At 34.0% G+C, this 24,372-nt stretch carries 24 protein-coding genes and 1 tRNA gene; 6 read left to right on the top strand and 19 right to left on the bottom strand.

The window, feature by feature from the left end:
* Nucleotides 1-374 precede the first annotated feature (374 nt).
* The 3 genes from trpX to AC1RP1_RS05115 are packed head-to-tail and all read left to right on the top strand — an operon-like array spanning nt 375 to nt 3,033.
* Nucleotides 375-1,376: a tryptophan ABC transporter substrate-binding protein gene (gene trpX / locus AC1RP1_RS05125; RefSeq protein ID WP_481761416.1), complete on the top strand. Its 1,002-nt coding sequence runs from the start codon at nt 375-377 to the stop codon at nt 1,374-1,376.
* Nucleotides 1,373-2,266 carry an ABC transporter permease gene (locus tag AC1RP1_RS05120; RefSeq protein WP_481761417.1) on the top strand — a complete coding sequence of 298 codons (894 nt, stop codon included), beginning with the start codon at nt 1,373-1,375 and terminating at the stop codon, nt 2,264-2,266. Before trpX ends, AC1RP1_RS05120 begins: the two co-directional genes overlap by 4 nt.
* Entirely contained in the window at nt 2,263-3,033 is a 771-nt protein-coding gene (locus AC1RP1_RS05115) for an ABC transporter ATP-binding protein (RefSeq protein WP_481761418.1), read from the top strand. The genes AC1RP1_RS05120 and AC1RP1_RS05115 overlap by 4 nt, the downstream gene beginning before the upstream one ends.
* A 36-nt stretch (nt 3,034-3,069) precedes the next feature.
* On the opposite strand, the gene AC1RP1_RS05110 is transcribed toward AC1RP1_RS05115, so the two are convergent.
* The 17 genes from AC1RP1_RS05110 to cdaA all read right to left on the bottom strand — a co-directional run bounded on the left by AC1RP1_RS05110 (nt 3,070) and on the right by cdaA (nt 19,185).
* Nucleotides 3,070-4,236: an MDR family MFS transporter gene (locus AC1RP1_RS05110; protein ID WP_481761419.1), complete on the bottom strand. Its 1,167-nt coding sequence runs from the start codon at nt 4,234-4,236 to the stop codon at nt 3,070-3,072.
* A gap of 27 nt (nt 4,237-4,263) precedes the next feature.
* Nucleotides 4,264-5,538 carry a cation:dicarboxylate symporter family transporter gene (locus AC1RP1_RS05105; RefSeq protein WP_481761420.1) on the bottom strand — a complete coding sequence of 425 codons (1,275 nt, stop codon included), beginning with the start codon at nt 5,536-5,538 and terminating at the stop codon, nt 4,264-4,266.
* Between the two features lie 141 nt (nt 5,539-5,679).
* Nucleotides 5,680-6,162, bottom strand: a complete 483-nt coding sequence (locus AC1RP1_RS05100) for a universal stress protein (RefSeq protein ID WP_481761421.1) — start codon at nt 6,160-6,162, stop codon at nt 5,680-5,682.
* A 41-nt stretch (nt 6,163-6,203) separates the two neighbouring features.
* Entirely contained in the window at nt 6,204-6,377 is a 174-nt protein-coding gene (locus AC1RP1_RS05095) for a hypothetical protein (RefSeq protein ID WP_409022253.1), read from the bottom strand.
* Nucleotides 6,378-6,433: 56 nt separating this feature from the next.
* Nucleotides 6,434-7,585 carry an aminotransferase class I/II-fold pyridoxal phosphate-dependent enzyme gene (locus AC1RP1_RS05090; protein ID WP_481761422.1) on the bottom strand — a complete coding sequence of 384 codons (1,152 nt, stop codon included), beginning with the start codon at nt 7,583-7,585 and terminating at the stop codon, nt 6,434-6,436.
* Nucleotides 7,586-7,674: 89 nt separating this feature from the next.
* On the bottom strand, nt 7,675-9,354 hold the full coding sequence (locus AC1RP1_RS05085; RefSeq protein WP_481761423.1) for an oleate hydratase: 1,680 nt from the start codon (nt 9,352-9,354) through the stop codon (nt 7,675-7,677).
* Nucleotides 9,355-9,357: 3 nt separating this feature from the next.
* Entirely contained in the window at nt 9,358-9,702 is a 345-nt protein-coding gene (locus AC1RP1_RS05080) for an ArsR/SmtB family transcription factor (RefSeq protein WP_409022250.1), read from the bottom strand.
* 178 nt (nt 9,703-9,880) lie between these two features.
* Complete coding sequence (locus AC1RP1_RS05075; protein WP_481761424.1) at nt 9,881-10,582, bottom strand: ribonuclease H family protein; 702 nt, start codon at nt 10,580-10,582, stop codon at nt 9,881-9,883.
* A gap of 147 nt (nt 10,583-10,729) precedes the next feature.
* Nucleotides 10,730-10,882 (bottom strand): hypothetical protein, encoded by a 153-nt coding sequence (locus AC1RP1_RS05070; RefSeq protein ID WP_409022248.1) that lies wholly within the window; start codon nt 10,880-10,882, stop codon nt 10,730-10,732.
* 151 nt (nt 10,883-11,033) lie between these two features.
* Nucleotides 11,034-11,105, bottom strand: a tRNA-Asn gene (locus AC1RP1_RS05065).
* Nucleotides 11,106-11,182: 77 nt separating this feature from the next.
* Nucleotides 11,183-11,491 (bottom strand): hypothetical protein, encoded by a 309-nt coding sequence (locus tag AC1RP1_RS05060; protein WP_409022247.1) that lies wholly within the window; start codon nt 11,489-11,491, stop codon nt 11,183-11,185.
* A gap of 235 nt (nt 11,492-11,726) precedes the next feature.
* Nucleotides 11,727-12,791 carry an ABC transporter ATP-binding protein gene (locus AC1RP1_RS05055; protein WP_481761425.1) on the bottom strand — a complete coding sequence of 355 codons (1,065 nt, stop codon included), beginning with the start codon at nt 12,789-12,791 and terminating at the stop codon, nt 11,727-11,729.
* A 150-nt stretch (nt 12,792-12,941) separates the two neighbouring features.
* Nucleotides 12,942-13,652 carry a glucosamine-6-phosphate deaminase gene (locus AC1RP1_RS05050; RefSeq protein WP_481761426.1) on the bottom strand — a complete coding sequence of 237 codons (711 nt, stop codon included), beginning with the start codon at nt 13,650-13,652 and terminating at the stop codon, nt 12,942-12,944.
* 150 nt (nt 13,653-13,802) lie between these two features.
* A complete protein-coding gene (gene glmS, locus AC1RP1_RS05045; protein ID WP_481761427.1) occupies nt 13,803-15,620 on the bottom strand; it encodes a glutamine--fructose-6-phosphate transaminase (isomerizing) in 1,818 nt (605 codons plus the stop codon).
* 215 nt (nt 15,621-15,835) lie between these two features.
* Entirely contained in the window at nt 15,836-17,191 is a 1,356-nt protein-coding gene (gene glmM, locus AC1RP1_RS05040) for a phosphoglucosamine mutase (protein ID WP_409022243.1), read from the bottom strand.
* 21 nt (nt 17,192-17,212) lie between these two features.
* On the bottom strand, nt 17,213-18,346 hold the full coding sequence (locus tag AC1RP1_RS05035) for a CdaR family protein (protein ID WP_481761428.1): 1,134 nt from the start codon (nt 18,344-18,346) through the stop codon (nt 17,213-17,215).
* A complete protein-coding gene (cdaA, locus tag AC1RP1_RS05030; RefSeq protein ID WP_409022241.1) occupies nt 18,343-19,185 on the bottom strand; it encodes a diadenylate cyclase CdaA in 843 nt (280 codons plus the stop codon). The genes AC1RP1_RS05035 and cdaA overlap by 4 nt, the downstream gene beginning before the upstream one ends.
* 156 nt (nt 19,186-19,341) lie before the next feature.
* Here cdaA and AC1RP1_RS05025 point away from each other — a divergent pair, with 156 nt between their 5' ends.
* Nucleotides 19,342-19,998, top strand: a complete 657-nt coding sequence (locus tag AC1RP1_RS05025; RefSeq protein WP_481761429.1) for a DUF1361 domain-containing protein — start codon at nt 19,342-19,344, stop codon at nt 19,996-19,998.
* 38 nt (nt 19,999-20,036) lie between these two features.
* On the opposite strand, the gene AC1RP1_RS05020 is transcribed toward AC1RP1_RS05025, so the two are convergent.
* Nucleotides 20,037-22,154: a cation:proton antiporter gene (locus AC1RP1_RS05020; RefSeq protein WP_481761430.1), complete on the bottom strand. Its 2,118-nt coding sequence runs from the start codon at nt 22,152-22,154 to the stop codon at nt 20,037-20,039.
* Nucleotides 22,155-22,174: 20 nt separating this feature from the next.
* Entirely contained in the window at nt 22,175-23,074 is a 900-nt protein-coding gene (gene murB / locus AC1RP1_RS05015) for a UDP-N-acetylmuramate dehydrogenase (protein WP_481761431.1), read from the bottom strand.
* 189 nt (nt 23,075-23,263) lie between these two features.
* Here murB and AC1RP1_RS05010 point away from each other — a divergent pair, with 189 nt between their 5' ends.
* Together AC1RP1_RS05010 and AC1RP1_RS05005 are read left to right on the top strand one after the other, a co-directional pair.
* Nucleotides 23,264-23,797: a 3'-5' exonuclease gene (locus AC1RP1_RS05010; RefSeq protein WP_409022237.1), complete on the top strand. Its 534-nt coding sequence runs from the start codon at nt 23,264-23,266 to the stop codon at nt 23,795-23,797.
* Between the two features lie 81 nt (nt 23,798-23,878).
* On the top strand, nt 23,879-24,352 hold the full coding sequence (locus AC1RP1_RS05005) for a glutathione peroxidase (protein ID WP_481761432.1): 474 nt from the start codon (nt 23,879-23,881) through the stop codon (nt 24,350-24,352).
* Nucleotides 24,353-24,372 lie beyond the last annotated feature (20 nt).

Raw genomic sequence — 24,372 nt, 5'->3', positions numbered from 1 at the left:
GAATGTCGAATCAATTTTGTTGTTTTCTAAATTATACTCTTTATAACTTTTAAAATCTTTTAAATAATATTTGACAATAATATCAGATTTATCTATACTACATTTATCAACTAACTCAGAGAGGAAATCAAGCCTATGACTTATTCACAAGTAAAACTTAATAATCGTTGGCAAAGCCGGTTATTCAGATTGTAGTCTGTTTTTTACAGATATAATCTGTCTATTCAGATTGTATCTGTATATCGGTTTGGTTTCTATAAATCAAAACCCCTGTATGGATATCAGTATATTCATGCGGGGGTTTTGTCTTTCAAGACGGCCCTCGAATCTGAGGACTGTCTTTTTTTATTAAAAATTAAAGGGGTACTTATAAAATGAAACGATTAATTGGAACCATTATTGCGTTATTTTTATTCTTAGTGATTGCTTTTTTCTCAACACTTCAACCAACAACATTTTCAAACGCTAAAGGAGTACCAACAATTGGTATTCTTCAATTAACAACACATCCTGCACTGGATGCGATTCATAAAGGAATTATTGCTGGATTAGAAAAAGAAGGTTACGTACCTGGTAAGTCTGTGAATATTGATTTCCAAAATGCTGAAGCTGATCAAAGTAATTTAAAATCAATGAGTGACAAGTTTAATAATGAAAATGTTAATCTCATGATTGGTATCGCAACACCCTCTGCACAATCTTTAGCTAATGTAACTAAAAAAACACCAATTATTTTAGGTGCCGTTACTGATCCAAAAGGTTCTGGTTTAGTTAGCAACAATCAGAAACCAGGTAATAATATCACCGGTGTTTCTGATCAAGCACCTATTAAAGCACAGTTAGCTTTAATGAAGGAACTAATACCTAATATGAAAACCGTGGGTGTCCTTTACACATCAAGTGACGATTCAGCTACAAAACAGTATCAACAATTTAAATCTGCAGCAATCAAATCAGGCTTAGAAGTTAAATCGGCAACAATTACCTCTACAAATGATGTTGACCAAGTGTCACAATCGCTCGTAGCATCTGTTGATGCCGTTTATGTCCCCACGGATAACACAGTAGCATCAAGTATGCAGACTCTCGTTAAAAATGCGACACAAGCTAAAATTCCAATTTTCCCTGCAGTAGATACAATGGTCAAAAATGGCGGCTTGGCAACTATTAGTATTAACCAATATGATTTAGGTGTAGCCACTGGTAAAATGGCTGCTGCCGTTCTTTCTGGAAAAAGTGTCCCTGCAACAACACCAATTAATTTTGTAAAAAAAGGTGATCTTGTTATTAATTTGAAAACAGCAAAGGCCTTAAATATTACAATTCCACAAGCATTAATTGATCAAGCCAAAAATAAAGGAGAGTTAATCAAATGACAATTATTGTATCTGCTATCGGACAAGGACTCCTATGGGGGGTTTTAGGTCTTGGTCTTTATCTTTCATTTAGAATTTTAGACTTTCCTGATATGACTGTCGAAGGTACTTTTCCAATGGGCGCCAGCGTAACTGTGATTTGTCTAATCCACGGAGTTAACCCGCTTCTGGCCACATTCTTTGCATTTCTAGCAGGGACACTAGCTGGTCTAGCCACCGGGTTACTTTATACAAAAGGTAAAATTCCGATTTTATTAGCTGGAATCCTTGTCATGACAAGTTTATATTCAATTAACCTACGAATTTTAACAAAAGCAAATATCAGTTTACTTGGACAAAATACAATTTTTTCTGCTCACTTTCTAACTAATCTTCCTGCATCTTTTGATTCCGTTGTATTAGGGCTCATTCTGGTTATCATTAGTATTGGCTTACTCGCTTTCTTTTTAAATACCGAATTAGGCCAAGCGTTCATCGCAACCGGTGATAATGAAAAAATGGCCCGCTCACTTGGTATCCAAACCGATCGTATGAAGATTTTAGGACTAATGGTTTCAAATGGCTTCATCGGACTTGCCGGTGGGCTAATCGCGCAAAATAATGGCTATGCTGATATCAGTATGGGTATCGGAACGATTGTCATTGGGCTTGCTGCAATTATTATCGGTGAAGTTGTTTTTGGTAACTTATCATTAACAGCACGTTTGGTTGCCGTTGTCATTGGTAGTATTTTCTACCGATTTGTTATTTTAATTGTATTAACATTAGGCTTTAACGCAAACGATTTAAAATTAATTTCTGCTATTATTTTAGCATTCTGTTTAATGTTACCAACTCTCCGAAAAGCGCTAAGACTAAATACTTTGTTTGAAGGAGGCCATTCAAAATGACTGAACCCATTTTTTCACTTTCCAATATCGTCACTACCGTTAATACCGGTACTTCTGAGGAGCAACAAATCTTAAAAAATTTAAACCTCACCATCAATAAAGGCGATTTTATAACTGTAATTGGTACTAATGGCGCTGGTAAATCGACCCTTTTCAATACAATTGCTGGTAATATTAAACCAACGAGTGGCAAAATTATGTTACGCAATAAAAATATTACGAATGAAAATGATATTAAACGGACAAATTATATTAGTCGTGTTTTTCAAGATCCTAAAATGGGCACAGCACCTAGAATGACAGTCGCTGAAAATCTATTATTAGCCTTAAATCGAGGCAGTCGCCGTCGGTTTAAACCTCGTCATTTAAAACAAAAAATGACGCAATTTCGTGAATTAACCGCAAAGATGCCAAATGGTTTATCAGAACATTTAAATACACCTGCTGGAAACTTGTCTGGTGGTCAACGTCAAACATTAAGTTTTTTAATGGCAACTTTGATTCAACCTGACTTACTGCTACTAGATGAACATACGGCCGCCCTCGACCCCAAAACAAGCCAAGAATTATTAAAATTAACCGCCGAAATTGTTGAACAAGAACAATTATCTTGTCTAATGATTACGCATCACTTAGAGGACGCATTATCATATGGTAATCGAACAATTGTCTTAAATGATGGTCAGATTCAATCTGATTTATCAGGTGAAAAACGTGCCAACCTATCTACGACTGATTTATTAGCCTATTTTAATGATTTAGAATAAAAAATACCACAACCTTATAAAAGTTGTGGTATTTTTTTACGATTTTATATTCGCTTTCTTAGTTGCAATAACAACAACTGCCAAGGCAAGTAAGATTAATAATGTCGAACCAACGAACAAACCGTTGTATGACAATCGTTCAATTACGATTCCACCAACTAATGGTCCTAACGCTTTACCAATAGATGCGGCAATATTAATCGTTCCTTGTGCCTTACCTTCTTGACCTGGCTCGGCCAGTTCATTAATCCATGCCGGAATGGCTGGGAATGCGACCATTTCACCTAACGTCAACAAGACCATTGAAAAGACAAAATGAGAAAAGTCTTTCGCAAAAATAAGTGTTGTAAATGATAACGCAAATAAGCCAACACCCATAATAATTTGTCTAAATAATGACTTAGCAATTGTTCTCGTTACAAGCGTCACTAGTGGTTGTCCAAAAACAATGAGTCCTGCATTAATCGTCCATAATAAACTATATTGACTCAATGGAATATCTAACTTATCCATATAAATTGATAAATTACTTTGCCATTGCTCGTAACTCAACCAAATAACCAGGAATGTTAACCACATTGCGCCGATAATCCAAACTTTGGGATTAACACCAGCTGATTGTTCTGATTTTGTTGGTTTCACTTTTTTTCGTATTGGATCAACTCTATACGCTAAAATAGCAGTAATCAAAAATATTGAATATAAAATTAATGCTGATACAAAGACCATTGTGACACTAACTTCAATCACGTATCCAACTAATAATGTCCCAATAACAATCCCTAAATTTAAAGCTAAATAAAAGAGATTAAAAACATATCGACTATCTTTTCTTCTAATTGTGGCCGCAAATGAATTTAAAATTGTTGCCACAATCCCGTTACCAAGACCCAAAATAACTAGCAAAATTGGGTATGCTGGCCAGCCATGCATGAAAACTAAGCCTAATACGGCCAACCATGCAATTACGATTCCTACCAATGTCGCATAATAAGGCCGCCATTTATCAAATAAATAACCACCAGCATAATTACCAATAATAGTCGCAACTGAGTTTATTAATAGTACAATTCCAGAAAATGTTAAACTTTTACCTAAATAGTTATGCATGTAAATTGTTGTTAACGGCCAGACGAAACTTGAACCTGCGCTACTAATCACTGAACCTATTAACAACCATTTTAATTTAATTTCTTTCGTCATTTTTTTCCGAAAGCCCCCTTTTTAAGGTTACTTAATGTTCAATTTTTCTAAATACTTTTGATTCTTTTCACGATCAAATTCATTTTCTGATTGTGCGATAATAACAGCTGCTAATGAATTACCAACAACATTGACGGTTGTACGACCCATATCTATGATTCTATCAACTCCAGCGATAAAAGCCAACCCCGAAGCAGGAACACCAATAGTTGAGATTGTCGCTAATAGGACGACAAATGATGCACCAGGTACTCCAGCCATCCCTTTAGACGTAATCATTAACACAATCAATAATGTAACTTGTTGTCCAATTGATAAATTAATATGGTATGCCTGTGCCAAAAACAGAGCAGCTATTGACTGATAAATTGCTGATCCATCTAGATTAAATGTATATCCTGTTGGAACAACAAAAGAAACAATTCCCTTTTTAACACCAAAATTTTCCATTTTTTCCATAATTTTAGGCAGTGCTGCTTCAGAACTAGCCGTTGAAAAAGCAAGAATCATTTCATCCTTGATTACCTTTAACAAGACGATTAAATTAATTTTAAATAATTTAGCAACAAGACCCATTACTACAATAACAAAAAATATCATCGTTATATAGGTCACAATAATAAAGAACCCTAATGGTTTTAAAGCAGAAACGCCTAATTGTGCTATTGTGACACCAATTAATGCAAAAACACCGATAGGTGCCAATTTCATTACCCAGTTTGTCACTTTGAACATAACTTCAGATACAGCTGAGAAGAAATCAATAATCGGTTTTCCCTTCTCACCTAGCGTTGCTGTCCCGAGTCCAAATAAAACGGAAAAGAAGATAATAGGCAGCATATCACCTTTAACAAGTGCCTCAAAAATATTAGTTGGCACAATATGCATTAAAATCGTACTCAACCCAGTAGAGGTTGAGTTTTCAGTTGTAACATATTGACTAATATCGACTTTATTTAAAGCTGTAATATCTATAAATTGTCCGGGTTTAGTTAAGTTACCAACAATTAATCCTAATGCAATCGCAATTGTTGTCATAATTTCAAAGTAAATTAATGTTTTTCCACCGATTCTACCTAATTTGTGGATATCTCCCATATTGGCGATTCCGACCACTAGACATGAAACAACAATCGGTAAGACAATCATTTTGATCATATTAATAAAGATGGTTCCCAGCGGTTGAAGTGAGTTAATAATGAGTTTATTTTGATACCCAATAGCACCAATAATAATTCCTAAAATTAATCCAATTAAAATTTGCCACCCAAGACTAATTCGGTACGCTTTATAATATTTCAATTTAACCATCCTCACTATATTTTAATTTACTATGGTTAATCTTATCATATATACGAACAATTATGTTATTTTTTTATTAAAAAAGAGCAAAAAACTGTAAAATGAGTTTTTCGCTCTTTTAACATTCATATTTTTAAAATATTATCTGATGACACTAACGGAACATTGTGCATTTTGAGCCATATAACTAGCTTGAGAGCCAATAAATAATTTCTTTGAATTACTTGGCGTATTCGTTTTTGAACCGCAAATTAGAATATCCGGTTTAAAATCTGGAATAACCTTCTCAACAATTTCAGAACCTGGTCTACCAGCAGAAACAATTGCTTGTACATTTTTAACGCCAAAATCATGCGCCTTATCTACATAGCGTTCGATACTTTCTTCAAGTAATTTTTTATTTTCTTTGATAACAACTGGTGACATAGAATCAAAAATATTCATATCACCTGTCTCTAATATTGAAACAATCCCTAAAGGAATTTGTTGTAACTTAGCTAACGCTACCGCATAATTAAAAGCTAAAATTGATGATTCAGAATCATCCTCATCTATGGCAACTAAAACGCGTTTAAAAGTTACCGGTGTTATGTCAAAGTCCAACTTTTCTAATCTATTATTCATATCGTCACTCCTCACTTGTTTTGTTGCCATTATTGATGATTTTACTTACGCCAGTTACTTGGGCTCCAAAGCTGCCCTTCCATTGAGCCATGCAAGCTCTCAATTTCAACTGACTGATCTTTTAATAGCGCAATTGTAGCTTCAATCAATAATTGGTTTTCTTCTGTTTCAATTTTTTTAAGCTCAGCAATTGTCCAGTCAACATTTCCATCCATTTTAATCACTCCTTTTACTCATACAAACGTACCATAATTAGATTAATAAATTGAATTTAATGCTTACTATTTTCCAAGGCGATGATGAGTTTTGCTAACTGTTCATCACTTGCAGCAAAACTTATTCTAAAGTAGCCCTCACCAAATTCTGTGAATGCACTACCTGGAACAACAGCTACCTTTTCTTTCAGAGCAAGTTGCTGACAAAATTCAACTGACGTTAATTTTAGTTTTTTAGGTATTTCAACGAATAAATAAAAGGCGCCATCTGGTTTAATTAAATTATAACCTAATTTTTCTAAGGCTGTTACCAATCTATCACGACGAATATGATAAGCATCTCTCATTGGTACACTATCTTGCTTCCCATTTTTAACAGCTTCAAGTGCAGCTACTTGTGATAAAGTTGCCGCGGTCGTTACGTGATATTGGTGGACCTTTTTCATAGCATTAATTAATCGTTCTTCAGCTAATACAAACCCAATCCGCCAACCGGTCATTGCATGTGATTTAGACAATCCCATTATTAAAATTGTCCCTTCAGGATACAAATTAGCCATGGAAATATGCGGTTGTTCATAGGTTAACTCGCAGTAAATTTCATCGCTCATCACCCAAATGTCATGTTTTTTCAAAACATCTTTAATAGAAGATAACTCAATTTTACCATAAGAAACACCGGTAGGGTTAGTTGGATAATTAAATATAAATCCAACGATAGCTTTATTCTTATTTTCCTGCAATGTCTTTTCAATAAGCTCTGCCGTTACCCTAAAGTTCGTCGTACGTGTATCCATAAAAATAGGTTTAACGCCTTGTAACTGCATTAATGGCAAGTAAGCTGGATAACAAGGAACTGGTACTAAAATGTAATCTCCTGGTGTTGTTACCGTCTTTAATGCTGTAGCAATTGCCTCAGTTGCCCCAACGGTCACTAAAACATTCTTTGCGTCATAAGCCAATTCAAACTTTTCATTATAATAATCAGCAGTTGCCTGTCGTAATTCTGGATTACCAGCTGAGGCTTCATAATGTGTTTGTCCGTTATCAAGCGCTGTTTTTGTAGCGTCCATAATATGTTGAGGTGTGATGAAATTAGGTTCACCTAACGTTAACTTATCGATACCGTCTATTTTGGAGACCCATTCATCAAATCGACGAATACCTGATAATTGTATCTGATCAGCTACTGTATTTATTTTGATCATTAAGACACCTTCTCCGAATTAGAATGAATCTTAATTATACATCAAAAAAATAACGATTTATAAAAATTCTTATAAATCGTTATTTCAACTTATCTAAACATTGTTTTCGTTGCTTTTGCCAAAACTTTTGGCATTTTTTCATAATGATGTAATGGTGTTAATTGCGTATCTGAAATTCCTAAGAACTTATACACAGCAATTTGTGCACAACGGAACGAATACTGTTCTGTAAAGACCATATCAAATGGCATTTCTGCAAATTGACTAATAAAGGCCAAATTCTTTGAATGTTCAGGTACAACGTCAGGACGATCACCAATTGCGCGACGGTTAAATAAGGCACTCGCATATGGCATATAAACAGGTATAACATTAACAACACTATCCATAATTTCATCTGTACGTTGGCTAATATTATTCGTAGCTGTATCTGTTTGAGCCAAATGGCCTAATAATTCTTCTAACATTTCGCGACCAGTCATCTCGATAAATGGTTTTTGAACAAAATCACCCTTGCGACGAGGATATAAACAGTAACCCCAGAATACAGTCTCATTTTCTTTTTGAGCATGGAAATGAGGTTGATGATGAACCACGATTGATAATAAATTATTACTATCAACCCAGGTATTCAATGCATTACCAGGTTCTTGTTGTGTAATCCGTGCAATTTCATTTACTGCTAAATGATTATCAGTTGTGACTGTAAAACTCATCCATTCACTTTGTTGACGATCATTAAAGAATTTATCTGGTTTACCTAAGTTATAGAAATGTTCAGTAGCTTGTTTCCATAATTTAGCACTAGGTGCATAGTCCATATTTTCCACAATCGGTGTATCAATATCGCCCATTGATGAACTATCTGTAATTGAACCATTCGTATCAAATACTAAATCGCCATCATTAATAATGATTTCGCCGACTTTATTATCATTATCGACTTCTTCATATTCAAGACCAGTGACAACAATATCGTCACGTAAAGCTGTATCTTTAAATTTAAATTCAGTTATCTTACGGTTATCCACAAAGGTTACACCACGGTCTGTAAGATATTTACGCATTGGTAAAATAATACTTTCATATTGGTTATATGGTGTTCTTGTAACACCTTCCAATGTGTTAATACGACTGAATTCAAGAATCATTCGGTTCATATAACGACGTAATTCCATTGCTGAACTTTCCTTTTTGAAGGCAAAAGTTGTTTGCCACATATACCAGAAATTAGTTGTAAACATGTGTGGACTATTTTCAAACCATTTTTCAATACTGATATCATTAATCTCTGATTCCTTTGATTCAGGCATCGTCATTAATTTTGTTAGTAAAACGCGATCTCGTGTATTAAATTGCATATGACGATAATCATTCTTACCGCCTTTATTTCTAATACCATCCATTTTATCAATTAAGCGTGCAATATCATGCGTTGGATGTGCATGATCAAAATCTAAAATTTCATCTGTAACTGTCTTTCCAGGATTATCCAATGATGGCACTTCTCGAAGAACATCCCATAAGTTTTCATATGTTTCTTCATTCAACATACGACCACCTTTAGCTAGGAATCCTTTTTGATTACTCAAACCTTGGTTACCATATTCAGTCACATAATCTTTAACTGCAGCGCCATCATTAGCACCATGTTTTTCTAAACCAAACATCGTAATTTGGTCACCATGCCAGCCACCATCACGAATTAAATAGATACCTGCTGCTAAGTTACCAACACCTGTACCAATCATATATGCTTTTTGAGTCATAATCTATTCCTCCTTCGATTTTTCGCCTTCACGAATCATTTTAATTAAATGTTCCAAACGGTTTAATGTTTTTTCAGGTGTTAAAAAGTAAAAACGTTTTAATCCTGTTTGTTTATAATCAATAAGTCCCACATTTTTTAAAACTTTCAAATGATGTGAAACTGCCGGTTGTGATAACGCCATGCGGTCAACCAGCTCAGAAACCGTTAACTCTTGCCGTGACTTAGAACCTAGCAAAATAATTAATCGTTGTCTTTTTTCATCTGCCAAAGCGTTCAAAATATCTAGATTGGAAATAAATTCCTGTAGCGCTTCGGATTGCCCTGGTTCTAATTCTTCAGCTTCCATTGTCAATCATCCCCCTATATCTATCTTCATGAATATAATAACACCACGTTAGAATTTTAGCAACCGCTTTCAGTAAACGTTTTAATTTACTGCCTAATCTTTTTTATTCATCTTAATTTGAATTCATTTAAATAAAAAAAGTGGCTCTCTACATTAGTAGAAATCCACTTCACCTATCTTACATTTTATCCATTGTTTCATTTAATAATTCATCAACTTTATTATTACCTTCATTATCTGCATGACCCTTTGTCCATTCAAAATCAACATTAGTGAAAGCTGGTATTAATTCAGCAACTTGTTGCCAAAGTTCGACATTAAGTACTGTTTGACCATCCGCTTTTTTCCAATTTCGACGTTGCCAACCTACTAACCAATTTTTTTGAATTGCATTCAAGACATACTTCGAATCTAATATAAATACGACGTGTTCTTCTCGTAATCCTAAATCAATTAATTTTTTCATAGCTTGAAGAAATGCCATAATTTCCATATGATTATTAGTTTTACCTTTTTCACCATCTGTACCAGAAAAGGTCTCACCCGGTGTTTTAATATAAAAAGCCCATGCCGCAGTATCTTCTGCTAGGACGTGACCGCCTAATTTATTACCATGATTTCTCGAACCACCATCAGTCCAGACTTGAATTGAATCTGAAGTTAAAGTTACGGATTGATGAACTGCTGTCGCACTTTTTTTACTACCTGTCGCTGTTGGTCTAGGTGCCCCATCATCCATCCAATTTTGGGCTTCATCTCGCGTTTCAAATCCTTTGTATCGTGCCCCATCGTATCCATTAACCAACTTTGCCACATCAGGCCATTTTGTGAAAATACCCGTTTTACGTCCTTTATATACTGCATAAAAATTCTTAGCCAATTTAAATCACTCCATTAGTCAGTTTATTGATTCTTTTATTGTAAGCTAAAAGGCACTAAAAATATATTTAAATAAAAAATACTCATTCTAAAGTATGCAAAAAAACCACCGTTCTAATCAACGGTGGCCATCATTTATTTAACTAAATTATGCTTTTTTTGCTGCAACTGCTGCGTCGTTAGCTTTGCTTTCTTTTAAGAAAGTAGCAAGTTCTTGTTGTTTACGACGACGGTTCTTTTTGTTTGGAGTATTAACTGGACGACGATCGTTACCGACACCTGTATGGTTGTTTGATGACATTTCGCAATCCCCCTTTCTTACAATCTCTTAATTTTAAACTGTATTCAGAAATAATTCAAGTTAATCATTAATTTCTTATAATGGACTCAAAAAATTAAGTTCATAAATAAAAAAAGATAACCGGCAGTAAGTCGATCATCCTCTATGAATACTGCTCAGGTAGGGATCGAACCTACGACATCTTGATTAACAGTCAAGCGTTCTACCGCTGAACTACTGAGCAATCTTTATAATTCATTTCTGTCTATACTATTTTATACCATAGGTTAACCTATTTTGTAAAGATATTTTTGGTAATATTTACTCAATATGATTGTCTTTTAATATCGCATTCAAATCATTTTGAGCTTCTTCTGTTTTATGCCACTCTTGATATTCAGTAAATGCTTCTAGTGGCATTTCAAAATTTTGATTAATATATTTTTCATAATTAATAACGTGTGATGATCTGGGAATATTTAACTGTAGAATACGGACTTCTTTCAATAAATCTCTTTGAACTGCAAGTTCTGCTCTCCCATTTTGTACCATGTTCGATAATTCAAAATATTTAGAACCATCTTTTCTAGTAATTTCTTCAATTAATGATAAAACTTCATGACTTTTCATATTGAACCCAACTTTCTACATCTATTCTCTTAATTAAGTATAAACACATTTGACAATAAGTACAACAAGCACAAAAAAAGCCACTACATCGCAATAGTGGCTAGCATAAGAGAGAAAGAGAATTGATAAAGGTAATTCATATACCTTACAAACTTAAGATAACATCAAATGTAAGCGTTGTCAATAGTTTGTATTAAAAAAGTGCTGTCGAATGATCTACGCCAACACTTTCCTATTATTTCGTATTATCTGGATGAACAATACTTGTTGGGTTCTCAATAATATGACTTATTGAATGCCCTGATATATTTACTAAACTAAAGAATACCACAGCGACTAAAATCACAGCTGTTAGCACCTTACTTGGTTTAGACATTTTTTCATTTAAAACAGAGCCATAGAAATCCTTTTTTACCTTTTCGGTAATAACTTGCTTTGAAACGCCTAAATTTGCTTCATCAGCACTTTCTTTGTCTACTTGGTTAATAAGATAGTCATCGATACTAAACGCTTTTTGAGCCTCTTTTTGTTTCTTTTGGTACGCTGTTTTTTCTTTTTTTGATAATTTTTTAAACCAATCAATATAAGCTTTATATTTAGTGACAACTTCTTTAGTAGGACCAACTTGTTTTAAATCACCATATTGGATCCATGCGACACGATCGCATAGCATTTCAATTTGTTTTAATGAATGACTAACAAAAATAATTGTTTTTCCTTGTTCTTTAAATTCGTTAATTTTATCAACACATTTTTGATAAAAAGTATCATCGCCAACTGACAATGCCTCATCAATAATCAAAATATCAGGATCAATATGCACGGCAATAGCAAAGCCTAAACGAGATTTCATCCCACTAGAATAGCTTTTAACGGGTTGATAAACAAAATCACCTAAATCAGCAAAATTAATAATTTCATCTAAAATATCATCAATTTGTTGGTTAGTTAGACCCTGCATTAAACCTTTTAATCGAATATTTTCTAATCCGGTTAGTTGGCCTCTCAATCCAGCGCCGATAGCAATAATAGAAGTTTCTCCGCGAACATCTACAATACCGGTTGTTTGTGGAATAATCCCCGAAATAATATTGGATAACGTTGATTTACCTGAGCCGTTAACGCCAATTAAACCAAGTGTTTCTCCACTCATAACATCCATCGAGATTCCTTTAAGAGACCAAAAATGAGGTACCGTCGTACTTTTAAAAGAAAAGAATGATTTGATATGTTCAGATTTTGTTTTAAATAAGTCATATTCTTTTGTGACATTTTTTACTCTAATTTTATAATCGACCATTTTTTCAACTTCCTAAAAACGTATTTTCTTACAATTGTCATCATGTTACTAGACTTACTATCAGCCGTCAAGCAAGCACAAAACACAAATAGAACCAATCCATTTATTTTAACGCTTTAAATGAATTAGTTCTACATATGGATGATAATTTTATTTATTTTTTAATAAACTTGCAGCTGCTTCATCAACAATGACAACTACATCATCATGATTTTGTAAGAAACTTGCAGGTAGGTCTTCTGTTATAGGGCCTTCAATCATTCCCTTAATAGCTTCTGCCTTACTTTCACCAAAAGCTTCAAGTAAAATCTTGTGCGACTTCATGATTGATCCAATACCCATTGAATAAGCATATTCAGGAACATCATTTTCGTTATCAAAGAAACGTGCATTTGATTTGATCGTTGACTCCGTTAAATGAACTTTATGTGTCAAGCTATCTTCAGCTGTTCCAGGTTCATTGAATCCAATATGACCATTTTTACCAATACCCAAAATTTGTAAATCAATTGGATTATCTTCAATAATTTTGTCATAACGTTTTGTTTCTTTTTCTGAATCACTTTCAAGACCATTAGGTAAGTAAGATGTCTTAAATGGTTTTTTACTAAATAAATTTTCATTCATAAAGTAACGGTAACTTTGTGAATCTTTTTCACCTAAACCAACATATTCATCTAAGTTAACTGATGTTGAATCCGTAAAATCTAAGTCACTGGCTGTAATTGCGGCATAGGTTGTTAATGGTGTGCTTCCTGTAGCAAGTCCAAAGACTTTAGCATTTGCTTCTTTAGCAGCTTTAAAAATTTCGTAGCCTTTTTGGCCACCCTCGTTTTGGTCTTTAACAATAATTAATTTCATTTGATTGTCCTCTTTTCAATTATTTATTCCTCTAATTGGTATAGTCCAATAATACAATATCATTTTAAAAAAAGCAATAGGTCTATACCAAATAATAAACAAAAAAATGATACTACCCTTAAACAGGTAATATCATTTCTTCAATCTATCTTATTCGACAGTAACACTCTTAGCTAAATTACGAGGTTTATCAACATCATAGCCACGGTTTAGGCTTGTATAGTAAGCCAATAATTGTGCAGGCACAATACTTACTAACGGTGTTAATAAGTCAGAAACATCTGGTAATACAATTTGATCACCCTCGTTTGCTAATGTCTCTGTTGAGATGATAATTGTATTTGCTCCACGAGCCAAGACTTCTTGAACATTGCCTCGTGTATGACTTGCAGTCGGTTTATCAGTAATAATAGCTACAACTGGTGTGCCTTCTTCAATCAAGGCAATAGTTCCATGTTTTAATTCACCAGATGCAAAACCTTCCGTTTGAACATAAGAGACTTCTTTTAATTTAAGTGCAGCTTCAATTGAAACATCGTAATCAATACCACGACCAATATAGAAAGCGTTACGCGTTTCACTTAAGAATTCTTTCGCTAAGTCATTAATTGAGTCTTTATCATCAACCATAGCTTGCATAGCATTTGCAACCATTGTTAATTCATGATAAACATCAAAATTAAGAGCTTTTGTTTGTTTTGTAACTGTTCCTAACGCTTTTGCTAAAAGTGCTTCAACGGCAATTTGAGCTGTATATGCCTTAGTTGAGGCAACTGCTATTTCAGGACCAGCATGTAATAATAACGTATATGTTGCCTCACGAGAAAGTGTAGAATTTGCTGAATTTGTAATTGTTAAACTTGGGTACATCATTTCGTTAACTTTTACAAGAACCTGACGGCTATCAGCTGTTTCACCACTTTGTGATAAGAAAATAAAGAATGGTTTTTCTGAAAGTAATGGCATATGATAACCAAATTCTGAAGCAACATGTACTTCTGTTGGTACATTAGCTAAACCTTCAAATAATTCTTTTCCAACTAATCCGGCATGGTAACTTGTCCCTGCAGCAACAATATAGATGCGATCAGCAGCTTTCATTGCGTTTAAAATACTATCATCAATTTTAACAGTTTCTTCATTTTCAACATACTCACTCAATAAACGTCGCATAACAGCTGGTTGTTCATCGATTTCTTTTAGCATGTAGAATGGATATGCGCCTTTTTCTGAATCGCTATCATCCATTTCAACATGATATGAATCACGTGATACGGCTTCACCAGCTTTATTTTCAATTTCAATAGAGTCAGGTTTAACAATAACCATTTCACCATCCATGAGTTCAATGAAGTCATGTGTTTCTTTCAACATTGCCATGGCATCACTGCAGACAACATTAAAGCCATCCCCAACACCAATTAATAAAGGACTCTTATTCTTAGCCACAAACAATGTTTCTGGTTCTTCACGATCCATCATCAAGAAAGCATATGAAGAACCTTCAAGTAATGATAAAACTTTTTTGAATGCTTGTTTAGCAGTTAAATTTTCTTTATTTGCAAAATATCCAATTAATTGAACAACAACCTCAGTATCTGTTTCACTAACAAAATTTACGTCTTTTAAATATTGTTCTTTTAACTCAGAAAAATTAGTGATAACGCCATTATGTACAAGGTAAAAGCGGCCATCTTCAGAAACATGAGGATGGGCATTAAATTTACTTGGTACGCCATGTGTTGCCCAACGCGTATGTCCAATTCCAGCAGTTCCATGAACCTTATCATCAATGGCCGACTTCAAATTCGAAATACGTCCAGCCTCTTTAACAAGGTAATCTTCACCCGTTTTGTTATCAACAAAAATACCGGCTGAATCATAACCACGGTATTCTAATTTTTCCAAACCATTAATTAAAATTTCAACAGTATTCGTTTTTCCTGTTACGCCAACAATTCCACACATAGTTTATGTCATCCTTTTTTTAAATGTATTTTTTATTATTATTTTAAAATTGGTATAGATGTTTAAAAAACAAGTAACCCTTATCAATATCTATTAATATACCTTTCTGATATTTTTTTGTCAAGAATTAATATATTGGTCTATATTTTAAATCAACTTTAAAATAAAAAAAGAGTCATTTGAATTTTCATTCAAATGACTCTTTCGCTTAATTTCTAAACGCCCATTTCAGTTTGAACTGTTTGCACAATTCGATCAACATAAGCTTTAACTTCTTTTTCTGTTGGTGCTTCGGCCATAACACGTAATAAATTTTCAGTTCCACTAGGTCTCACAAGAACTCGGCCATCGCCGGCCATTTCTGCTTCAACTTCTGCAATACTATCTTTAATTTTTTGATTATCTAATGCAGCTTGCTTATCTGTCACTCTAACATTCACAAGTTCTTGTGGATAAGTCTGAACAGCTGCAGCTAATTCAGATAACTTCTTGCCTGTTTTCTTCATAACATTTAGCAATTGAATAGCAGTTAGCATCCCATCACCAGTTGTATTGTAATCTAAGAATACAATATGTCCAGATTGTTCGCCACCAATGTTGTAACCGTCAGCACGCATTTTTTCAACAACATAACGATCACCAACTTGTGTTTTAACTGATGTTAAATCAGCTGCTTCAAGTGCTTTGTATAGTCCAATATTACTCATAACAGTTGTCACAACTGTTTCTTTTTTCAAGCGACCACGTTCATTCATGTATAATCCACAAATGTACATAATTTTATCGCCATCAATAATATTACCTAATTCATCAACAGCAATACATCTATCACCATCGCCATCAAAAGCAATCCCGGCTTCAAGCTTATTTTCAACTACAAATTTAGCTAATCCTTCTGGATGTGTTGAACCAACGCCATCATTAATATTTAATCCATCAGGCGAAGTTGCCATTGTTTCAAATTCAGCATTTAAATCAGCAAACAAACGTGAAACAAGTCCACTTGTTGCGCCATTAGCTGAATCAATTCCAACATGAATTCCTTCTAAATCATCAGGAATTGTTTGTTCCAAAAATTGTGTATATTTCAGTACACCTTCTGGATAATCTGCTAATACTCCAAGGCCTTCACCTTCTGGTCTTGGCAAATCATCAGAATCTTTTTCTAATAAAACTTCAATTTCTTCTTCTTGTTCATCAGATAGTTTATAACCATCCGCACCAAAAAATTTAATGCCGTTATCTTGAACGGGATTATGTGAAGCTGAAATCATAATTCCAGCAACTGCATTTTGGGCACGTACAAGGTACGCTACACCAGGTGTTGAAATAACGCCTAATGAGAGTACTTCAATCCCAACTGATAATAACCCTGAAATCAAAGCTTGTTCAAGCATTTGACCAGAGATTCGTGTATCACGCGCAACAAGCACTTGTGGTCTATCGTTATTTTCAAGTTGTGCATGCTCTGATAGAACATACCCACCTAAACGTCCCAATCTAAATGCTAACTCAGGACTTAGTTCTTTATTTGCAATTCCTCTAACACCATCTGTACCAAAATATTTCATTATTTTCTCCTCACTAATTAATTAATTTAATGCGTTCGTTGATTCACTTGAACTACTTGAACTATCAGAACTTGTCGATGAAGACGAAGTAGCACTTTCACTACTTTCTGAACTGGTTTCAGAGCTCGTCGATGTCTGATCAGTTGTTGTTTCACTACTTTCAGTTTTTGATGCTGCGGTTCCACCAGAAGCACTAATTTTTACTTTAACAGATTCTGGATTTGATGAAATTAAATTATTCTTATCCAAATCGATACTAATTGTTTTCGTAACGGAATCACTAATCTTATTAATTGGTACCACAACATCAAGTTTACTTAATTTGCTTAAGGTTGATTCTGTACCCGTTACCGTTACTTGTTTTGTATCACTTGAAAACTTATACGTCTTCCCAGATACGCCAGTTCCACTTGAAACAAAATTCAAAGGTAATTTTTTAGTGGTTTTAGTACTCTCAACCGGTATTGTAACACCGACTGTTGATGGGGTCATGACGACATTTAAAGTTTTACCATTTACATCTAAGGCCTCAAGTAAGACTTCTTGTGAAATTGTTGACTTGATCTGATTGCTGCTGACATTTACTTGTGCAACCACTTCTGAAATAGCATTCACATCGCCTTCCGCACCGGATGCAGAAATCGTATTATTATCTAAAACAGGCGTCCCACTCTTATACCCTTGCGCTAAACGACGTTCATTAAATTTCACCTGAATAGGGAATGTCGTTGTCTTACGTTTTTGTATATTAACAGAAATTGTAGCGGGACTAATTTTATAACTAATTTCTTTGTTTAATCCTTCTGCTTGTAACTTAACAACATGTTTTCCAGGATTTAAACCCTTTAAATCAGCAAACACTCTAAAGTTTTGTGTATTCACAGTTGTTGTAATTAAAGCGCCAGGACCGTCCAATGTTAATTTTACATTTTTAGGATATCCAGTAATAAAGTATTTATCACTATCGGCCGTAATTTGTAGGCCAGCCTCAATCGTTTTTGATTCATTTGCAACTAGACTCGTTGTTTTTGAATCGGAAAAATTATTTGTATTTGCTAACTGATCATAATTAACATAAACAAATAATAAAATTGCTAAAATTAAAGAGGTTCCAATAAAAAATGAGCGACTATTAAAAAATTTATTTAGATTCATTTTTTATCCCCCTTACGCCCGAAATGTTCAAAAAATTCCCAGAAAGGGTTGTTCTTTTTAGGTTCATCATCTTTAATTAATTCAGTATTCAATAATTTAAGGTAATCTTCTTGTGATAAATCACGAATAAGTTCGTTATTTCGCGTAATTGTCACTGAACCTGTTTCTTCTGACACAACAATCGTAATTGCGTCGGTTACTTCACTGATACCTACTGCAGCACGATGCCGAGTTCCTAATTCTTTTGGAATTAAGTTACTTTCAGATAATGGTAAGTAAGCCGCCGCAACAGCTATTTTATTATCTTTAATAATTACCGCGCCATCATGCAATGGTGTATTGGGAATGAAAATATTGATTAATAATGCACCCGTAATTTCAGCATCTAATGCAATTCCGGTTTCAATATAATCTTCCAATCCAGTGTTCATTTGGATAGTAATTAATGCCCCAATTCGACGTTTTGACATATATTGAATAGCTGAGTCTAGTCCAGCAATCATATGTTCTTCGTCTTTGTTTTTCTGTTTACCTCTTGAAAAAAATGATCCACGACCAAGATGTTCCAATCCACGTCTTATTTCCGGTTGGAAAATAACAACCATGGCGATAACACCCCAATTGATAACTTGATCCATAATCCAAGATACAGTTTGTAGCCCAACGACCACACTAATTAGCTTAATCACAACAATAATTATGATTCCTCTAAAAAGTTGAACCGCTTTTGTTCCTCGTAAAAGTACCATGAGTTCATAAACAACAAACCAGACAACGATAATATCTAGTATATTGACCATATGCCCCCACGTTACAAGACCACCCCAGTTAATGGACATCACTCGGCCTCCTCTATTTTATTAACCGTTTTATTATACCACGTTGTTAGATTTGTTTCCTCATCCCGCCATATTTTCTATTATCTACCGGATTATTAATTTGATTTCATCTCATTTTTTGCTACACTGAAGTTACTATAGAAAAGGATGACCATTATGATAAATACAAATGTAAAGCACGGTATCAGATTATTTTTTATATGTTACTTAATTATTATTTACTTATTCGTTTACAACCAACAATCACCTTTTAATTTTTTACTCTTAAATACATTTTTAGGTTATCTGCCAATTGAATTAGCTTTTCACATCAAAGATAAATTATCAAATACTTATTTTTGGCTGTTAACAGCAGCTTGGCTATTCTTTTATCCGAACGCGCCTTACCTATTAACTGATATTTTTCATTTAAGCTTACTGCATCCCTATGACATAATGACAGGATTAATTAAATTAGATATTCATATGTGGCTAAACTATACTTATTTGTTGGTAAGTACCTTATCATGTACGTTACTTGCACTCGTTGGATTTTCTCAAATTGCCGACCAAATTAAAGAACGACTACACTTAACACCTTATTATTTTCGTTATGTCGTTATATTTGGCCTAACTATTTTGTCATCTGTCGGTGTCTATATTGGTCGTTTTTTAAGATTACACACTGTTTACCTACTAACATCACCAAAATTAACATTAAAATTGATTGCCGATATGTGGACAATTAAAATGTTAGCTTTTGTCGTTTTACTAACAATAGTCCAACTAGTTATTATCATTTGCTTAGAAGTCTATAGAAAAACAATAAAATAGGTGTAACTCGCATATAAATTGCGAGTTACACCTATTTTTTAGTCCTCTTCAGAAAGCATAATAACATTTTCAGAATAATTAATATATTCACGTAAACTTGACGCTAATGACCATGTAATATAGCCTCGTTCCATCAATTCCTGCATCGCAGAACGTTCAGCCGCAATAGCCTTTAATCTAAGTTGGTAACTTTGTTCCTCAGATTCGGCTTGATTAATATTTTTGGTCCGTTTTAATGTTTCGATACGATTACGATAATAAACAATCAAATGATACATAGCTTGCTGCTTAAATTGTTGATTGCCATCATCAGATTTTTTAACATACGTTGATAGTGCTTTAATAGCTGCTTTTGCTAAAGCTTTTTCTATATTTCGTCGTTCATAAACCATTTTTAATTCTTTTTCAGAATAGAGTGTCCGTCTCACAACCTTACCTAATTGAACAAAGGCATGATTAATATTTCTAACCGTTACAAATGAGATTTTCCGATTATTAATTTGACCTAATTTCGCTTTTTGTTTCATAATTTTCTTACTAATAATTGAATAGTTTTTATTACTAATAGCCTGCTTTAATCTCATTTTATCTAACGCTTCGAGTTCTCCATCTAAAGCAATTCGCCTAATGTCTGCTTCTTCCTCAACAATTTGGCGTAATCGTTCATCATCCTGATCAGAAAACTCAAGTCGACGAATCATAAATTGATATTCTAAAATTAATTCATAGGCAACTTTTTGATTAGATTCTCGTCGTTCAGATTCCAAGCGACTAATAGCAACTCGCATAATATAAATACGAGCTTGCTTTTCATTGAACTGCGTATCTCCGCTATCACTAGTTATGATAGCATCCTCATCTTCAACTAAAGTAGCATCAGGAACCTCATTACTGGTTTTCATTATTCCTTTTTCTTTAGTTAAAAGAGGTAATATCAAAATTGCGGCTACTAAACTTAAAATAATCACGCCACCAGCAATAAATAACATTAATGAACGCTCTGGAAAAGCAGCACCTGTTTTTATTATCGTTGGGACTGTTAACACACCAGCCATTGTAATTGCACCACGAACACCTGAAAATCCTGATATTAACGCAATACGCCAACTTGGCTTTGCCTTATTTTTTGATTTATTTTTCTTAGAAATTAATAACATATTAATATACGTCCAAACAACACGAATCACGACTAAAAAGAGCCAGACGACAAAAACATCAATAATAGCCGAAAGAGTACTACTATTGTTATCTTCTAATGTCTTTGACATCGCAATTGGTAATTCAATTCCAAGAATAATAAACACAAATCCATTCAGGAGATAAACCACAATTTCCCAGGTTTTTTCAGTTACTAACTTAATTTCAGGTAAGTACGTCGCGAAAGTATTCTTACGCATACTAGAGATAACGCCAGCGACAACTACCGAAATAACACCTGATGCATGCAAAAATTCTTCCGTAAAAAGAAAAATGATGAAAGGTGTTAAAATTTGTAATATCGTATTAAAAACAACATCATTAATCCCTTGCCTCATTAAAAAATCTCGTATTGTTGAAATCAGCAACATTAACACTGCTCCCGAGATAAAACCAACAATCGCAATATACGTAAAATCACCAAGCGCCTGTCCAAATGAAAAATAGCCAGTAACCGCAGCAGCAATCGCGTATTTAAAGGCAATTAATCCACTTGCGTCATTAATTAAACTTTCACCACTAACCAAATTTAAAATATTACTTGGTAATTTTGCTTTTTCAGCAATCGATTGCACAGCAACTGGATCCGTTGGTGACAAAATAGCTGCCAGTGCGAATCCAACTGCTAATGGCATTTTTGGAATCAAAAGATGAATGAAAAATCCAACTACCACAGTTGTTAAGAAAACCAATAATATGGCATTCGCAAAAATGGAACCTCTTAATTTCCACAATTCACGTTTTGGAAATTTTCGACCATCATTAAATAATAGTGGCGCAATAAAGAGTAATAAGAACCAATCTGTTTCTAACTCAATTGAGACTTTAAAAATTAAGGCAACGACAAAGCCTAATGCTATCTGGATCAATCCAACGGGTATTGAAACCAGATAATGACTGATAACATTTGATAGTAAAACAAGTGCAGCTAAAACAATAACCGATTCAAGTAGCGGCATTTACCATCTTCCTTTCTACTTTAGTCTTCTCCGATAATTCTAACTTCCGTTTCTAATCTAACCTTAAATTTTTCCCACACAACGTTTTGAACATGCTTAATAACATCCATATAATCTGTTGCAGTAGCGCCGTCTACATTAACAATAAACCCGGCATGTTTCTTTGATACTTGTGCGCCACCAATTTGGTAGCCTTGTAACCCAGCTTCGTGAACTAGTACACCAGTATAGTGTCCATCAGGTCGCTTAAAAACACTTCCACATGATGGGTACTCTAAAGGTTGTTTAGATGCACGTAAAAAGTTAAACTCATCCATTTTTTCACGGATATCATATTTATTACCTTCTTTTAATACAAAGGTTGCTTCTAATATGATGTCATTATCATCTTGAATTTGACTATGACGATAGTCAAAGTTCATTTCTTCGTTAACTAGTGTTTTCACATAACCAGTACGTGTAATAACACTAACTTCACTCAATACCTGGCTGATATCACCATCATATGCACCAGCATTCATAAATACGGCACCACCAACACTCCCAGGAATCCCAGCAGCAAATTCAAAATTAGTCAAGCCAGCTTGGTAAGCTTCTTCTGTTGTCTCAATAAGTGAGGCACCAGCTTGCGCTATAATTTTCGTCCCAGATACAGCAATTTTATCCATATCCGTTAAAATGATTACAAGTCCACGAATACCGCCATCTTTCACAACTAGATTACTCGAATTTCCTAAAACAGTTAAAGGAATACCATTTTCATTGGCTGTATTCACCAAAATTTTAACATCTGACACTGCATCAGGAAAAGCTAAAAGATCAGCCATCCCTCCCGTTTCAGTATTTGTATATTTAGCAAGTGGTTCATTTTTTAAAATTTTAATAGATGGAAATAGTTCTACAAAAGTGTCAATTATCATTATTTATTCGATTCCTTTCAACATTTAGCAATTCCTTCTAGTTTAACACGTTCAATGTTTATTTTTCTATTTTAACGCACAAACAAGCGACTTTTAATTGTATAACCTAACTGTTATACTTTATTAACATTATTAGACCGAGTATTTTAATAACCTTATCAGTCATATCGAATTAAAAAGGAGTTAATTATGAATTTTGTTACAATGGATTTTGAAACTGCTAATAATCAGCGTCATAGCGCCTGTTCAATTGCTTTAACAGTTGTTCGAAATAATCAAATCGTTGATGAATTTTATTCACTTATTAAACCGGAAACACCTTTTAATTGGCGTAATGTTCAAATTCATGGTATTCACGAAGAAGACGTTGAATTTGCACCAAAGTTTCCAGAACTATGGTCACATATTTCGCCACTTTTCCAGAACAATAGTTTAATCGTGGCACATAATGCCCCCTTTGATAACAGTATTTTGCATAATACATTGGGTTATTATGGATTAGAGACACCCCAATTTTTATTGTTAGATACGGTTAGAACAAGTCGTAAATTATTCCCAGAATTTCCAAATCATAAATTAAATACGGTTTGTGATGAATTGGGAATCACGTTAACAAATCATCACAATGCCTTAGATGATTCCGTTGCTTGTGCCAATATCTTACTCTATCAAGAACACGAATTTGGACAAGAAATTTTAAAACCATTTGTGAAGCCAGCATAATCAAATTTAAGCACATTAATAGGGCTACTGTTTAAACTGTTATATGATGACCGTAATCAAACCAAATTGGGGGAAATTACAATGTCAATTTATGATTATCAGGTTACACTAGAAAATGGTGAAACTTATTCATTAGAAAAGTACAAGGATCACCCTTTATTAATTGTTAATACAGCCACTAAATGTGGTTTTGCGCCACAATTTAAACAATTAGAAGAATTATATGAGGATTATCAAGACCAAGGATTAGTGGTACTTGGGTTTCCATCGAATCAATTCCATCAAGAAGTCGATAATGATGCGCAAGCAGCAGCTACCTGTCGTATGACATATGGCGTTAGTTTTCCAATGCATACCATTCAAAATGTAAATGGAGAAGATGCGTTACCACTATTTAAATACCTGACTGATGAAACGCAAGGCGTGTTGGGTAGCTCAATTAAATGGAACTTCACTAAATTTTTAGTTAATCGTGATGGACAAGTTGTTAAACGTTATGCACCTAAGACTAATCCTTTAAAGATGAAACCAGAAATCGAAAAATTGGTTAAATAAAAACAAGTTAGCTGATACCC

This window comes from Dellaglioa sp. CoH-56-MRSF-13, assembly GCF_056782095.1.
This window is presented reverse-complemented; position numbering and strand designations above follow the sequence as displayed.